Genomic DNA, 14,603 nt, shown 5'->3' on the forward strand with positions numbered 1-14,603 from the left:
AAAAGTTAAAAATCCACCGACCGTAAAAGGAATTTGCCATGTGCGCACGCGATTTCATCAAACCGTGGTTCGACGCCTCCGAAGAGTTGGGCGATTTCATCGGCATCCGCTTCGGACGAATCCCTCCTGAAAGCACAGAGCCTGAATGGATGTTCAAATCTCATGCAGAATACGACGGAATCGGCGGACTGGCCGACATTCTCCGCTCGAAGGGAGCGGGAATCGAAACGCTTCCTGAAAACACGCATCCTGCGATGCCCTCCTGGAAACCGTTTTTCGCTATGGCGCATGAATACCTTTTACCCAGACAGCGGGTGCGCATAGCAGAGTCGCGGCGGTCCGCGGGGAAGGCTCATCCGCAGAAGGCGCCTCAGGCGGCGGCATGGCATGTTTTTTCGCGAGAGGAGACGGCGCGCATCCAGAAAACAAGCAAGAAGCGAGACATAACCGTCAATTCGTTCCTGTTCGCCCACCTGAACGCCGCGGTCTTTCCGGATATCCCGGGAGAGCACGACAGCATACCATGGATGATTCCCGTCAACCTGCGCGGGAAAACAGCCCGGCCGAAGGACACGGACAACCACGCAAGCTTCGTTCGGGCCGAAATCTCCCGCAGCGACGATATGCAGGCCGTCCACCGAAAAATTTACGCGGAACTCGAAAAAGGCGCCCATTGGGGAAACTGGAAAGCGTATTCGGCGACAAGAATGCTTCCGCAGGCAGCTAGAAAAACGCTCATCCGAGGAGACCGCATAACCTCCAAATGGCTGTTCGGAGCTTTTTCCAATCTGGGCGAATGGAACAGCGGAGGAGAGCTTTCCGTTTCGGAAACCGACGGAGACTGGCTGTTCGCCCCTCCAGCGGTGAGTTTTTTCAAGGCGGCCGCCGGTTGCATCACCTGGAACGGAAAACTGTCCCTGTGCATGAATCTCCATCCGGAAATATCGACCGACCCCCTGTTCGCCCGAAGCTGGATAGACCGGTGGGTTGAAAGCATCGAAAAAAACTGGCACTAAGCATCGTCAAGGAGCATCGGACAATGAACGCATCAGCAGACACTTCTCGCTATCCTCAAATCGGGACATTGCAATTCGAAGCGGCGATCGTCGGAACGGGAATCGCGCTGTTTCCCCTCATCTTGCTCGCTCCCTTCGCGTATCTGACCGGGTATTTCACCCTTGAAGGATTGCTTTCGGTGCTCTCCATGCCGTGGAGCTATCTTCTGCTTTTTATCGCCATAGGTGCGCACTTTCTTGCCAGCCGGGCGATTCTCCGCAGCGCGGCCGCTGCCGAAACGGCGAAGGATCTGTCTTCCCGGTTCAACATGCTATTCATTGCGTCGGGCATCGAACTCGCCGCGGTAATCGGCATTTGCCTGGTCATCGTAATCGGCCTCGCCCGGATCGATTTTCCCCATATTTATCCGATAACAGCCGGCTTCATCGCTGCCTTCGAAATGATGATCATGATACCCTTCATCGCGAAGCAGATTCACGACCTGGAGCGGCATCTGAAAGGGCGATTTCCCGAAAGCGGAGGATGGCTCGGGATACGAACGAAACTCACGTTTTATGTTTCGACTATTTTCAGCGGCACCTGCCTCTTTCTCTTCATGACGAACGTCACCGCGAGCTTTGTTCCGTTGACCGGAAGAAGCCTCGTCCTCGGAATCGTCCACCTCAATATGATCGCCTGCGCGGTCGCGCTTTCGATGGTCTTCGTTCTCATGAGCCAGCTGGTATCATACATCATCAATCCGCTGAAAAGCCTCGTAAGCGGATTCGAAACAGGCGCGGGCGGCGACCTCAGAGCCCGATCGATACCCACGACTACCGATGAAATCGGCGCGGCCATGCTGTCCGCCGACCGCTTTTTTACTGGACTGCGGAGCAACATCGGCACCCTGAAACGCCTGCTCGGCACGCTTGCGGAATTGCGCGACCATTTGACCGCCCAGGTCGACACGACGGCGAAGTCCATACTCCAGATCACCGCAGTTTCCGCGCAAACGCGGGACAAGGTGGACGAGCAGGCCGGAAGCGTAAACGAGACAGCCGCCGCGATAGAACAGCTCACCCGAAACATCGATTCCCTTACCCGGCAAATCGAGATTCAAAGCCAGGAGGTTGAACGCTCCGGGTCCGCCATGCTGGAAATGACCGGCGCGGCGCGAAAGATGCATGAAGCGACCGGAGAAAACGCGAAAACGACGCAGAGTTTGGTGAATCTCGCCGACACGAATCAAGCCCTTATCGGCAAGATGATGGAGGAAATTACCCGCATATCCAGGAGCTCGGAACACCTTGCGGAATCGAACCAGCTGATCGCGAACGTCGCGAGCCAGACGAACCTTCTCGCCATGAATGCCGCGATCGAAGCGGCTCATGCCGGGGAGGCGGGAAGAGGCTTCAGCGTCGTCGCCGACGAAATCCGCAAATTGGCTGAGCTCTCGACGCAACAGTCCAAAAGCATTTCCGAAAACCAGAAAACGGTGGTCGCTTCGATCCATGCCATCGTGCAGGATTCCGCGAAGGTCGAACATGCGTTCAGGGAAATGAGAGAAAGCGTTCGAACCGCAGACTCCCTGAACTCCCGGATGAAGGAATATACCGAGCTAACTGCGGAAAGAAGCGCGGACGTGTCGCGGGCGTTGACGCAGATCGGGGACGTTACCGCTTCCGTGCTCAGCAACTCCCAGGAAATGAGGCAGGGCAACAAGGAAATGCTGGAAGCAGTGTCGCATTTGAGAAGACTCACGCAGGAAATCAACGATTCCATCAGCTCGCTCGGCGACGATATCTCGAAGGTTTCCAGCGCCGGAGAGCGCCTGAGAACGGACAACGAGAGGACGGTGGAGGCGACGGGAGAACTGGACACGATCGTATCCCAGTACAAAATCTGACGCGATTGATTTCCGACTCCGGGAAGAGTATTATCGAGCCATGAATGTTCTTACGCAAATTTGGTCGTCGGCCCTTATACTCCTGTTCGTCATCGATCCCTTCGGCAACATACCCCTCCTGTTGGCGATCTTGAAAGATATGCCCCGTAAGAGGCAATTCAAGGTGATCCTCCGGGAAATGCTGGTCGGCCTTGCGGTCATGACCGCGTTTCTCTTTTTCGGCCGCTCGTTCCTCTCGCTGTTCGGGCTTGAAACCGGAGCGATCAGAATAGCCGGAGCCATCGTTTTTTTCGTCATCGGGCTCAGAATGGTCTTTCCGGGTCCTGAGGGATCGCTTCCCGTTCCGAACGGAGAACCCTTTCTCGTACCGATCGCAGTACCCCTCATTGCCGGACCGTCGGCCCTCGCCACCCTCATCATCATGGGAGAAGGGCAAGTCCTTCCCCGCCCGATGGTGTTCGCCGCCCTCGTCGTCGCCTGGAGCTTATCGTCTGTCATCCTGCTGCTCTCGCCTGTCGTCTACCGTTTTCTGGGAGACCGCGGACTTGCGGCGATGGAGCGCCTTATGGGGATGCTCTTGCTGATGCTCTCGGTCCAGATGTGCATCGACGGAGCTCGAGCCTTGGGGATATTCTAAGAAACGTAATTAAATACAGATTTACTGCATATTTATTCAATACACCCCTTGATTAAACAGCCCTGTTTTCGCTACTATTCGTGTACACCAGAGAGGCAACGGGGCTTCCTGCGCACAGTCATGTTCCTGACGTGACCGCGCGCAGGGAGCCCCCTTTTTTTGGCGTATATACATCGATCGAGGAGGAATGAGCAATGTGCGGCATCGTTGGAGCATTTGACATTAAGACTAATACGGAGCCATTCCGTAATCAGATTTTGAAAATGGCCAAGACTCTCAGGCACCGGGGACCGGACTGGTCGGGCATATGGTCGGGGGAAAAAACCGTTCTGGCCCACGAACGATTGGCGATCGTCGATCCCCTTTCGGGAAAGCAGCCGCTGTTCAGCAGGGACGGAACCATTGTCCTTGCGGTGAACGGCGAAATTTACAACCATCAGGAGATACGGAAAGACTTCTCCGGGAAATACGATTTTCTCACTCAATCGGATTGCGAAGTCATAATCCCTCTCTACCTCGAATACGGGACCGATTTTCTCGATAAACTCAACGGCATCTTCGCCTTCGCCCTCTACGACATCAAGAAGGATGTCTACATAGTCGGCCGCGACCATATCGGCATCATCCCCCTCTATCAGGGATGGGACGAAGCAGGCAGATACTACGTCGCAAGCGAACTCAAGGCGCTCGAAGGCGTCTGCACCGAAATTCGAGAGTTTCTTCCGGGAACCGTGTTCAGCAGCGCGACCGGCAAAACAGAAACCTGGTACTCCCGGCCATGGATGGACTATGAAGCGGTGCGGAACGCTCAAACGGATCTCGCGGCCCTCCGCGCGGGGCTCGAAGCTGCGGTAAAACGGCAGCTCATGAGCGACGTTCCTTACGGCGTGCTTCTTTCAGGAGGACTCGATTCTTCACTGATCGCCGCGATCACGCAGAAATTCGCGCCGAGGCGTATCGAATCGGGAGACTCCCAGGAGGCCTGGTGGCCGCGCCTGCACTCCTTCGCGGTCGGACTCGACGGCTCTCCCGATCTTGCGGCTGCCCGAAAGGCGGCGGACTTCATCGGAACGGTGCATCACGAGATACACTTCACGGTGCAGGAAGGTCTCGACGCGATCCGCGACGTGATCTACCACCTGGAAACCTACGACATTACGACCATCCGCGCGTCGACGCCCATGTATCTCCTCGCCCGGGCGATCAAATCCATGGGAATCAAAATGGTGCTCTCCGGAGAAGGCTCGGACGAACTGTTCGGCGGATACCTCTACTTCCACAAAGCGCCGGACGCGAAAGAACTTCACGAAGAAACGGTGAGGAAGCTGGGGAAACTCCACCTCTACGATTGTCTGCGGGCGAATAAATCGCTTGCGGCTTGGGGAGTCGAAGGCCGGGTGCCCTTCCTGGACACCGAATTCATCGATATCGCCATGACGCAGAACCCGCGGGACAAGCTGTCGGGCAAGGCCAGCTCCGCAGTCACAGGCGACGGATCGGTCAGAATCGAAAAATGGATGCTCAGAGAAGCCTTCAAGGACATCCTCCCGCCTGAAATCTGCTGGCGGCAGAAGGAACAGTTTTCCGACGGCGTCGGCTATTCATGGATCGATTCGCTTAAAAAGCTCTGCGAAGAACGGGTCTCGGACGAGCAGTTCGCCCGCGCCGCAGACCGCTATCCGGTGAATCCGCCGATGACCAAGGAACAGTACTGGTACCGGAGCATCTTCGAGGAATTTTTCCCCTCCTCGAGCGCGGCGAAAACAGTCGCTTACGAAGCGAGCGTCGCCTGTTCGACGGCCAAAGCCCTTGAATGGGACGCGGCTTGGAAGAACATGAACGACCCTTCAGGCCGCGCGGTCTCCGGAGTGCACGACAGCGCATACGGAAAATAATACGCATTTATAAAGGCGCGCCCCGGAATCGGGCACGCCTTTTTTTTCAGTCTCCGTGCTTGCTCGAAATTTCCTTGAACGACGCGTGGCAAAAACGGAATACCTCTACCAAGTCAGGATCGAAGGCCGTTCCCTTGCCGTCGCCGATAATAGCGCAGGCATCGTCGAAATCGACCGCTTCCCGATATACCCGCTTCGTCATTACCGAGTCGAAGGTATCGGCAAGAGCGATGATTCTCGCGACGAGCGGAATCTTGTGCTCGCGGAGTCCTTCAGGATATCCGGTGCCGTCCCACCGCTCATGGTGATAGAGGATGAGATCCCGGGCGAAATCCAGGAACCCGTAATCGGGAAACGTAAGGCGAATCATATCGATAGTACGAGCTCCGTCCGACGTATGTTTTTTGATGAAATCGAATTCGCGCTCGGTGAGCGGTTCGCTCTTGTGAAGGATATAATCCGGAATGTTCACCTTTCCGATATCGTGGAGACAGGCCATTTCCCCGATTTTCGAAATAAAGTCCTCGGTGATTTCGCCCCGGAACCGGGTAGTCCGTGAAGCGGAACGGGCGAGCTCCGCCGCATACAGGCCGATGCGTTCCAGGTGGCGGGTATTTTCGTTGTCCCGGGCGGACGCGAGCTCCTCAAGGGATTTCACCAGGGAACCCTGGGCGGAGGTGAGCGCGGAAGAGGAGTCCGCTTTCTGCGTTTGCGAAGCCCCGGCAAGCAGCTTGAACAGCCTGAGTATCCGCAGATCCAATTCCTCCGGATCGTAGGGTTTGCGCACATAATCCGCCGCTCCCCGCCGAAACGCTTCCTTGATATCCTTCGGCTCATTATCGCCGGACACGATGATCACCGGAATCCTTGAATAATTCGGTGTGAACCGCAGAATATCAAGAAACTCCAGCCCGGTAACGCGGGGCATGTTCATATCGAGAATGATGAGATCGGGATGCGACGCTGAAAGACAGGCAACCGCTTCTTCATAGGTTTCCGCGCCGGTTACGGTGTACATGCCCTCAAGCTGGTCACGGTAGAGGGCCAGCTGACTTTTACTGTCGTCGATGCATAAAACGTGAAGCCCGAAGGTGTCGAAATCTGAACTTGCCATGCATGATCTCCTTTTGTTTGAAGTATGGTGGAGATATTTTGATTTTTCCAGTTAAAATAGAAAGGAGTTCTATACCGATCGGTATAGAAGTTGACAGTATACCTACCGGTAGGTATACTGCGAATATGAGTGAAGAAAAGACCACCCGCCGCACGATTTTAGAGACCGCCCTTGATTTATTCGCCCTTCAAGGGTACGAGGGAACTGGCGTTCAACAAATCGTCGACAATTCAGGGATAACAAAACCGACGATGTATCACTACTTCGGCCATAAACGAGGATTGCTCGACGAAGTGATTCACACTTGGGGACGATCGCTTTTCGACATCTATGAAAAAAGCGCCGACTATCAACATGATTTGGTCATGAATCTGAATCTGTTGACGAGGGAAACCATAACCTTTGCCTTGGCGAATCAGTCATTCTACCGGTTGCACTGCGCGCTGTCAGCCGCTGCGCCGGGGACTGAAAGCCATGCCGCGTATGAACCGCTGAGAAAAGATATCAACGCATGTATTGAAACCCTCTTTGCGAAAGCCTCGAAAGATCATGGAAACATGAAGGGCCGCGAAAAACTTTACAGCGAATCTTTTCAGGGAATGCTTAAAGCCTGGACACTCCCTGTTCTCAATACAGAATTGCAGCTGACGGACGATCTGTTGCACCGGGTGGTGCATCAATTCATGCATGGAATTTTTTCTTAAAAATTTGTTAAGAGGTTGATGAAAATCAGCCTTTTTTTGTGATCATCCTCTATACCTACCGGTAGGTATAGAAAGCAAACTTTACATCAGGAGTAAAACATGAAAGCATCAATCGATTCGAGGATCTTCTACCACATATATCCCCTGGGAATGTGCGGCTGCCCCCCGCAAAACGATTTTTCCTCGCCCGCCGGTTCCGGTCTCAGGGAGATCGAAGGCCACCTCGACCGCATTGTTGACCTCGGCGTTAATGCGCTCTATATCGGCCCTTTATTCGAATCGACCGCCCACGGCTACGACACCCTCGACTATTTCCATGTAGACCGCAGGCTCGGCAACAACGACGATCTCAAACGCCTTGTCAGCGCCTGCCATGACAGGGGAATAGCAGTCGTTCTCGACGCGGTGCTCAACCATGTCGGAAGGCACTTTTTCGCGTTCAAGGATCTCCAGCAAAAAGGAAGAGAATCCTCCTATCAATCATGGTTCGCGGGAGTCGACTTTTCCAGGCGCAGCCCCGCCGGCGATCCCTTCCACTACGAAGGATGGAGCGGCCACTACGATCTGGTTAAACTGAACACCGGCAATCCGGACGTTGCAAATCATCTATTCTCCGCGGTGAAATTCTGGATGGAAGAGTTTCATATCGACGGGCTGAGGCTCGACGCCGCCGACGTGCTGGAAGGCGGCTTCATGGACAGCCTGAGCTCTTTCTGCCGCGGCATCAATCCCGATTTCTGGCTCATGGGAGAGGTCGTCCACGGGGACTACCGAAACTGGGCGCGGCCGGGCAGGCTCGATTCAGTCACGAATTACGAGGCATACAAGGGCTTATGGTCGAGCTTCAACGATAAAAACATGTTCGAAATAGCGTGGTCGCTCAACCGACAATTCGGAAACGAGGGCATGTACCGCGATTTTCTTCCCTACAATTTCGCGGACAACCACGACGTACCCCGGGTCGCATCTGTTCTCAAAGATCCCGCCCACCTTTACCCCCTCTACGGTCTGCTGGCGGCGATGCCGGGCATTCCGTCAGTATATTATGGAAGCGAATGGGGACTTAGAGGCGAAAAGAAGGAGGGAAGCGACAGGCAATTACGGCCTCGAATCGAATCGCCTTCCGCCGAACAAGCCGTTTCGCGGATCGACAGGAATTGCGCGCCGGCAACAGACTACCGCGCCCTCGAAGAAACGATTCGACATGTATTCCGCATCAGAAAAGAAAACGCCGCGCTGAGAAACGGCGGCTTTGTTCCAGTCCACACATCGGCCCTGCAATACGCCTTTATCAGATCAAACCCGGAGCAGACGATTCTCGCCGCGGTGAACGCGGACGGCTCGGCTCAGGAGATATCCGTAGCGATTCCCGAAGGAGTCTGGCAGGATCTCCTGGACGCAAGCTGCACAATCGAAGCCCGCCGGGGAGGCGCGAAGGTCTCCATACCGGCGAACTGGATCAGGCTGCTGCGAAAACTATAGCGGTTCAGCGGGTGATGCTCGAGAAAAAGGCCGAGCGAGCGCCTTCCTGGCAGGCGATAACCCGATCGCAGAAGGCGTCGAATTCGGGATCGCTTACCTGGGCGCGCGGCGTTTCCAGCAGGTATCTGACGCATCGGCGGGCCCCTTCGTCGAAGCGGATGCGGGCGGCATAGCCGGGAACAAGGCGCTTCACCTTCGTGTTATCGAAAACCACCGAATGGGATTTGTCGCCCGCAAGGGTGCCTAAAAACTCAGGATCGCAGTGGGCAAGAAAATCGGTCGACACATGGTATTTCTGAACGCTCATGCCCAGGGCAGAGCCTATCCTGTCGTATATCTGATCCCAGGGCAGTGATTCGTCGGATGTAATATGGAAGGTGTTTCCGACGGCTGCGGGATTGCCCATCAAACCGCAAAAAGCGCGCGCAAAATCCTCGGCATGGGTCAGCGTCCATAAGGACGAGCCGTCGCCGTGAACCAGAACGGGCTTTCCTTTCAGAATCCGGTCGATAACCTGCCAGCTTCCTTTTTTGCCGTGTACGGCGACGGGAAGATACCTCTCGTCGTAGGTATGGCTCGGACGGACGATGGTGCAGGGAAAGCCGTGCTTGCGGTACTCTTCCATCAGATAATTTTCGCAGGCGATCTTGTTTCGCGAATACTCCCACAGGGGATTGGAGAGGGGCGTCGATTCGGTGATCAGATAGGAACCGAGCGGTTTTTGATATGCGGAAGCCGAACTGATGAAGAAGAACTGCGTCACCTTTCCGGCGAACAGGCGTACATCCCGTTCTAGCTGTTCAGGCACGAAGGCGATGAAATCGGCAACTATGTCGAACTGATGTTCTTTCAGGAGTTCCGCGACCCGCTCTTCGTCGCTTTGAATATCCGCCTGAAACACGGTAGCTCCCGGACACACGCGGTCGCCCCGCGTCCCCCGATTCAGCAGAAACACCTCAAAACCTTCAGAAACTGCGCGGGCTGCGACCGCCGAACTGATCGTTCCGGTTCCGCCTATCAGCAATACCTTCATATCCGCCTCCTTTGCCGGGAGCGCGCATGCCGTGGAATCGACCGACGCGCACCGATCCGTCTCTTTCAGTATGAGTGCGGGATCACGGGATGTCAACGACGGGAACACGGGCAAGACCTCGGATCGTCTCTTACGAATCCGTCATGAATCATATGTTTTCCCGAAGCCTTCAAACGCTTATCTTGTTCGCATTTTTTTCAGGATGCGCTCCGGTGCACCAGGAGCTCATTCTCGACGGCGCATTCTGCTCGGTCGAAGTAGTTCTCCCGGAAACGGGCGAGTCGTATCCGCGCGAGTCGAATTCAGCACATCGAGAGTGGCTCATTATGTGGAGGGACGCAGACGGCGATCTCCGTTGCGTGAATACCGATAAAAGCAGAGTGCTCATCAGCGTTGAAAGAGGCATCCCCGTGCCCATTCGCGCCTGGTACGCGGAAAAAGACGGACAGCGGAAAACCGCCGAATTTTCGGCGCGCAGCGTATTACCGGACGCGGGGAGCATATTTCCGCACTACGCGCGATGGGAAAACGGATGCGGAACCGTGGAGCTTTCCTTTCTGGACGGAATCGCCGCTGAAACCGCGGATTCGGCGATCAGAAACGCGGCGGGCGGCGTCGGATCGGGACAGGCGATAACGGTTCGATTCAACTGGAACCGCTTCCGGGACGAACTGACGAAGAAAACCTATCCGCATTTAGCGGATATCGAAGCCGCGGCGAGCTCGATTCTGTCGGGAAGCTTTACCCTTCGGAACCTGCGCGAACAAAACCATATCATCGCGTCCGTTAAGTTGCACGGACCTGAGTGCGGTTCGCCCTTGAGGATGGGCAGCCCGTTCGGAAGAGAGCTTGTTGCTACAGACCCCCCGGAGAACACGGCCCTGCTTCCCCTGGCGGAAGGCGTAAACTTCTTTTATTCTCCGAAAGGCGCATTCGCCGTCCTTCGCGCACAGGACGGCGACATCGTCTGTATTTATGAGCCCTATCACTTGCCAGATTCTCCGTCCTCGGATACTGTAGATTCAATATGAAACGAATGCTGATTCTCGCCGTCGCGGCGTTATTCATCTCCTGCGGCGGAAACACTTCCCGACAACAGACCGAGGTCTCCGCTGAACAACCGGCGGAAGCAAGCGTAAAAACAGGCCCGCAGTGGTTCTATCTGAGCGAAAACGGAATACATCAGGCGGATAATCCGGCCTCGATTCCCGCCAGAACCTTCCGCCCGTGGACTGAAGCCGTGCGCGTCACGGATGCGGCCATTATCCAGGGCGCGCCGGTTTTTCTCATCAATAAGCTCGGGATCATGGCCGGAGGAGCCGCTGGTTCAGCGCCCGCACTGCACCGCGATTCGCTCCTGGCGGCGGCCACGTCCGGCGGAATATACCGCACGGATACGGGAGCAGGAATCAGACTCTTCAGGAATTCCATTTTCGCGGAAGGAGAGGGCCCCGGCGGAGAACAGCCCTGTATGATCGAATGGAATCCCTCGACCGGAAGCGTGAGCCCCTGGCTGTCGAGCCTCGACTTCGGATTGTCTAAGGAAGCGCAAATGGTCGCGCTCGACAGAATCGGGACGCGGTGGTACGCATCGTTTAAAACAGTCACTTCCTCGAAGGTCGATTTCGACTACATCGAATTTCAGCAGTTCCCTCAAAAGGGCGCTCCGGCGTCCGCGGGAATGCGGAAAATAAACCAGGACCAGTATATTTCCGCCATAACCCCCTTTTCGTTCGCCGACGCGCCGGAACAGCTCGTTTCTCTTCTTGAGGTAATACCAGAATCCACCGGACTTACGGTGAGAACCTATTCACGATCGGCGAAGGCGGGACAAACCTACCAGCGCTCGGGAGAAGGGGTTTCCGTAGACGCCTCGGCCTACGTGTCCGACGACCGGACCGCGGTCCTCTTCTCCGACGGAACCTTTTACTATCGGCCGGACAACACCTCCCAGAAACGTGTGATTTTGCGCCTCCCGGCCCTTTCCAGCGGCTATGTATACACGTCCTTCATCATCACCGGTAAATCGCTTCTCGCCTCCTGGGAAGAACAGCGGTTCTACGAGACCGGAAGAGCGGGTTTACTGGAAACTTCGCTGCCCGATGGGGTATAATAGAAAGCGATGAAGCGGAAAACACGGATATTCCTGAGTTTCGCGATCTGCATACTCGCAGCCCGCCCTTCCTTCGCGGAATACTCGCGATGGTCGCTTCTTGCCGGCCTGGATCTGATTATCAATACGGATGGAGAAAACCTCGCCGCTCTGCCGGGCATGGGCGACGACGGAACTCCCGGCGGCCTCGACAGCGGCCCCTCGCCCATCGCAACCTTCGTGGGAGCCGAGTACCGGCTGCCCGTCAATTCCTGGCTGTCCTTCGCTCCTTCGGGAGTTCTTTACGCAGTTCAATACCGCTTCGAGGAGCGCCCGCTCCCCACCGAGATAGAAAACCGCACCGCCTACGTTCCGTCTCTCCTTCTCGACATTCCCCTCGTGGCTCAATGGGAAAACGGCCGCTTCAGCTGGTTCGCCGGCGGAGGACTGGGAATTCTCGCGCGATGGGCCTTCCTCGAGCCGGGAGTTCCCGCCGACGCGATCAATACCGACGAAACCCTCACCGCCTCCGAGCAGGTTTCGGAAATCAACGGCTATAACTGGGCGTCGGCCCGCTGGTTCTACCCCACCCTCCAGGCAGGACTCAAATACCGCCTCGAAACCGGCTGGGGCGGCGGACTCGCGCTCCGCACAGCCATCCCCGTCTTCAATCTCTGGTCCTCTCCGGAAGTGCCCTTCATCGATTCCCTCATGATCACCGCAGCCCTGACCATTACGCCCCCCGCATCCTCGCGTAAAAAGGGCGCAGACGCTTCAGCCGAACAAAAAGAAAACCCCTCCGGTTCGACCGAAGGGGCTCCTGAAGTTTTCTTGATAGAATAGAAAATCCCGCGCTTCGAGCCTTACAGCTCGATGGACCGGCTCGAAACCTTTTCTTCTATATAAGAGACGAAGGAGTCGAGGGTCATAACCTTCTGTTCGCCGCTTCTGAAGCGCACAGCAACGGATTTTTCGTCCATTTCTTTTTGCCCCACAACCAGCTGGTACGGAATTTTGAAGCCCTGATGCTTGCGGATCTTCGCGTTCATCCGGTCGTTGTCCACGTCCGCTTTGACGCGGATGCCGGCGGCGCTCAGCCGATCGGCGACTTCGACAGCATAGCCGTCGAATCCGGGTGCTACCGGAATGACCACGACCTGGCGGGGCGCGAGCCACACGGGGAAGGCGCCGGCGTAGTTTTCGATCAGGATGCCGATGAAGCGTTCAAGAGAGCCGAGAGCCGCGCGATGGAGCATAACCGGAGTATGCTTCGAGTTATCCTCGCCGATGAATTCTGCGTTCAGGCGCTCCTTCGAGGGAAGCTGATAATCTACCTGAATGGTGCCGCACTGCCACTGGCGGCCGAGGGCGTCGACCAGGGTGAACTCGAGCTTGGGTCCGTAGAAGGCGCCCTCTCCCGGAGCAACTTCATAGTCGAGGTTCGCTTTTTTACAAGCATCGGCAAGGGCTGCTTCCGCGCGGTCCCAGGTTGCGTCGTCACCGACCCGTTTTTCCGGGCGGGTGGAAAATTTCACCAGAATGGTATCCGGATCGAAGCCGAAGTCGCGGTACATGCTCTTCAAAAGCTCGCAGAATTTCGCGACTTCCGAGGGAATCTGCTCCTCGGTGCAGAAGATGTGCCCGTCGTCCTGAACGAAGCCGCGCACGCGCATAATGCCGTGCAGGGAGCCCGAAGGTTCGTTGCGGGTGCAGGAGCCGAACTCGGCGATGCGCAGGGGCAGATCGCGATAGCTTTTGATTCCTTGCTTGAAAATCTCGATGTGGCCGGGGCAATTCATCGGCTTGAGGGCGAACAAGCGCTTTTCGCTTTCGGTGATGAACATGTTTTCGCGATATTTCGCCCAGTGGCCTGAACGCTCCCAGAGGCTCTGAGGCATGACGAAGGGAGTGTTCACTTCCTGGTACCCGTCGGCGCGGATGCGGGTGCGCACATAGTTTTGAACCAGAAGATATACGAGCCAGCCGTCGTTGTGCCAGAAAATTTCGCCGGGGTTCTCGTCGTCGATATGCAGAAGGTCCAGTTCGCGGGCAAGCTTGCGGTGATCGCGCTTTTCAGCCTCCGCGAGCATGTCGAGGTACGCCTTCAGATCGTTCGGCTTTTCCCATGCAGTGCCGTAGATGCGGGTGAGCATGGGCCTCTTTTCGTCGCCGCGCCAGTACGCTCCGGCGGTTTTCATAAGCTTGAAGGATTGGGCGTTGATCTCGCGGGTGTTCGCGACGTGGGGGCCCCGGCAGAGGTCGAGAAACGCTCCGGATTGATACACGGAAATGATCTCGCTTTCGGGAAGGTCCTGAATCAGTTCGGTCTTGAACGGTTCGTCCTTAAAGAGCTCGAGGGCCTCCGCGCGGGAGACTTCCCTGCGGACGAAATCGCTGTGCGCGTTGATGAGTTTCCGCATTTCTCGCTCGATCTCGGGAAGGTCGTCCGGAGAAATCGCGCGGGGAAGCTGGAAGTCGTAGTAAAAGCCGTGGTCGATGGACGGTCCGATCGCCACTTTAGCGCCGGGAAAGAGGGTTAAGACGGCTTCGGCCATAACATGGGCGGTGCTGTGCCGCACCAGATCGAGTCGTTCGCTTTTCGGGGGAAGGGTTGCGTTCATAAAAGGCTCCTTGCGTTTCGGGAATCATCCAGCCCGACGGCTGAATGCGGCATATACCGTCTACGCGGGGACGAAAATGCAGGATCCGGTTCGATCTGCCTTTCCGCGGTTCCACCCCGCTTC

At 56.1% G+C, this 14,603-nt stretch carries 12 protein-coding genes; 9 read left to right on the forward strand and 3 right to left on the reverse strand.

Features of this window, described 5'->3' with window-relative positions:
• Window positions 1–38: 38 nt before the first annotated feature.
• The 4 genes from K7J14_RS11765 (at window position 39) to asnB (ending at window position 5,434) form a co-directional block, all read left to right on the forward strand.
• Entirely contained in the window at window positions 39–1,016 is a 978-nt protein-coding gene (locus tag K7J14_RS11765) for a hypothetical protein (RefSeq protein ID WP_230756461.1), read from the forward strand.
• A 23-nt stretch (window positions 1,017–1,039) separates the two neighbouring features.
• On the forward strand, window positions 1,040–2,902 hold the full coding sequence (locus K7J14_RS11770) for a methyl-accepting chemotaxis protein (RefSeq protein ID WP_230756464.1): 1,863 nt from the start codon (window positions 1,040–1,042) through the stop codon (window positions 2,900–2,902).
• Between the two features lie 40 nt (window positions 2,903–2,942).
• Complete coding sequence (locus K7J14_RS11775) at window positions 2,943–3,539, forward strand: MarC family protein (protein WP_230756468.1); 597 nt, start codon at window positions 2,943–2,945, stop codon at window positions 3,537–3,539.
• A 194-nt stretch (window positions 3,540–3,733) separates the two neighbouring features.
• Window positions 3,734–5,434 carry an asparagine synthase B gene (gene asnB, locus K7J14_RS11780; RefSeq protein WP_230756471.1) on the forward strand — a complete coding sequence of 567 codons (1,701 nt, stop codon included), beginning with the start codon at window positions 3,734–3,736 and terminating at the stop codon, window positions 5,432–5,434.
• 46 nt (window positions 5,435–5,480) lie between these two features.
• Here asnB and K7J14_RS11785 read toward each other — a convergent pair whose 3' ends face one another.
• Window positions 5,481–6,548: an HD domain-containing phosphohydrolase gene (locus K7J14_RS11785; RefSeq protein WP_230756474.1), complete on the reverse strand. Its 1,068-nt coding sequence runs from the start codon at window positions 6,546–6,548 to the stop codon at window positions 5,481–5,483.
• A 125-nt stretch (window positions 6,549–6,673) separates the two neighbouring features.
• Between K7J14_RS11785 and K7J14_RS11790 the strand changes: the two genes are divergently transcribed.
• Window positions 6,674–7,252 (forward strand): TetR/AcrR family transcriptional regulator, encoded by a 579-nt coding sequence (locus tag K7J14_RS11790; RefSeq protein WP_230756477.1) that lies wholly within the window; start codon window positions 6,674–6,676, stop codon window positions 7,250–7,252.
• 99 nt (window positions 7,253–7,351) lie between these two features.
• Window positions 7,352–8,734: an alpha-amylase family glycosyl hydrolase gene (locus K7J14_RS11795; RefSeq protein ID WP_230756481.1), complete on the forward strand. Its 1,383-nt coding sequence runs from the start codon at window positions 7,352–7,354 to the stop codon at window positions 8,732–8,734.
• 4 nt (window positions 8,735–8,738) lie between these two features.
• Here K7J14_RS11795 and K7J14_RS11800 read toward each other — a convergent pair whose 3' ends face one another.
• Window positions 8,739–9,767: an SDR family oxidoreductase gene (locus tag K7J14_RS11800; protein ID WP_230756484.1), complete on the reverse strand. Its 1,029-nt coding sequence runs from the start codon at window positions 9,765–9,767 to the stop codon at window positions 8,739–8,741.
• A 143-nt stretch (window positions 9,768–9,910) separates the two neighbouring features.
• On the opposite strand from K7J14_RS11800, the gene K7J14_RS11805 reads away from it, so the two are divergent.
• From K7J14_RS11805 to K7J14_RS11815, 3 genes are read left to right on the forward strand one after another with little or no spacing between them, the layout of a single operon-like run.
• Window positions 9,911–10,798 carry a hypothetical protein gene (locus tag K7J14_RS11805; RefSeq protein WP_230756487.1) on the forward strand — a complete coding sequence of 296 codons (888 nt, stop codon included), beginning with the start codon at window positions 9,911–9,913 and terminating at the stop codon, window positions 10,796–10,798.
• Window positions 10,795–11,880: a hypothetical protein gene (locus K7J14_RS11810; RefSeq protein WP_230756490.1), complete on the forward strand. Its 1,086-nt coding sequence runs from the start codon at window positions 10,795–10,797 to the stop codon at window positions 11,878–11,880. The genes K7J14_RS11805 and K7J14_RS11810 overlap by 4 nt, the downstream gene beginning before the upstream one ends.
• A gap of 9 nt (window positions 11,881–11,889) precedes the next feature.
• Complete coding sequence (locus tag K7J14_RS11815) at window positions 11,890–12,702, forward strand: hypothetical protein (protein ID WP_230756494.1); 813 nt, start codon at window positions 11,890–11,892, stop codon at window positions 12,700–12,702.
• 20 nt (window positions 12,703–12,722) lie between these two features.
• On the opposite strand, the gene thrS is transcribed toward K7J14_RS11815, so the two are convergent.
• A complete protein-coding gene (gene thrS / locus K7J14_RS11820) occupies window positions 12,723–14,480 on the reverse strand; it encodes a threonine--tRNA ligase (RefSeq protein ID WP_230756497.1) in 1,758 nt (585 codons plus the stop codon).
• Window positions 14,481–14,603 lie beyond the last annotated feature (123 nt).

This window comes from Teretinema zuelzerae (genome assembly GCF_021021555.1).
GTDB classification, from domain to species: domain Bacteria; phylum Spirochaetota; class Spirochaetia; order Treponematales; family Treponemataceae; genus Teretinema; species Teretinema zuelzerae.

Excerpts from the sequence above, each read along its gene's own strand:
- K7J14_RS11765 (WP_230756461.1), top strand. The coding sequence starts at position 39 with ATGTGCGCACGCGATTTCATCAAACCGTGGTTCGACGCCTCCGAAGAG.
- K7J14_RS11770 (WP_230756464.1), top strand. The coding sequence starts at position 1,040 with ATGAACGCATCAGCAGACACTTCTCGCTATCCTCAAATCGGGACATTG.
- K7J14_RS11775 (WP_230756468.1), top strand. The coding sequence starts at position 2,943 with ATGAATGTTCTTACGCAAATTTGGTCGTCGGCCCTTATACTCCTGTTC.
- asnB (WP_230756471.1), top strand. The coding sequence starts at position 3,734 with ATGTGCGGCATCGTTGGAGCATTTGACATTAAGACTAATACGGAGCCA.
- K7J14_RS11785 (WP_230756474.1), bottom strand. The coding sequence starts at position 6,548 with ATGGCAAGTTCAGATTTCGACACCTTCGGGCTTCACGTTTTATGCATC.
- K7J14_RS11790 (WP_230756477.1), top strand. The coding sequence starts at position 6,674 with ATGAGTGAAGAAAAGACCACCCGCCGCACGATTTTAGAGACCGCCCTT.
- K7J14_RS11795 (WP_230756481.1), top strand. The coding sequence starts at position 7,352 with ATGAAAGCATCAATCGATTCGAGGATCTTCTACCACATATATCCCCTG.
- K7J14_RS11800 (WP_230756484.1), bottom strand. The coding sequence starts at position 9,767 with ATGAAGGTATTGCTGATAGGCGGAACCGGAACGATCAGTTCGGCGGTC.
- K7J14_RS11805 (WP_230756487.1), top strand. The coding sequence starts at position 9,911 with ATGAATCATATGTTTTCCCGAAGCCTTCAAACGCTTATCTTGTTCGCA.
- K7J14_RS11810 (WP_230756490.1), top strand. The coding sequence starts at position 10,795 with ATGAAACGAATGCTGATTCTCGCCGTCGCGGCGTTATTCATCTCCTGC.
- K7J14_RS11815 (WP_230756494.1), top strand. The coding sequence starts at position 11,890 with ATGAAGCGGAAAACACGGATATTCCTGAGTTTCGCGATCTGCATACTC.
- thrS (WP_230756497.1), bottom strand. The coding sequence starts at position 14,480 with ATGAACGCAACCCTTCCCCCGAAAAGCGAACGACTCGATCTGGTGCGG.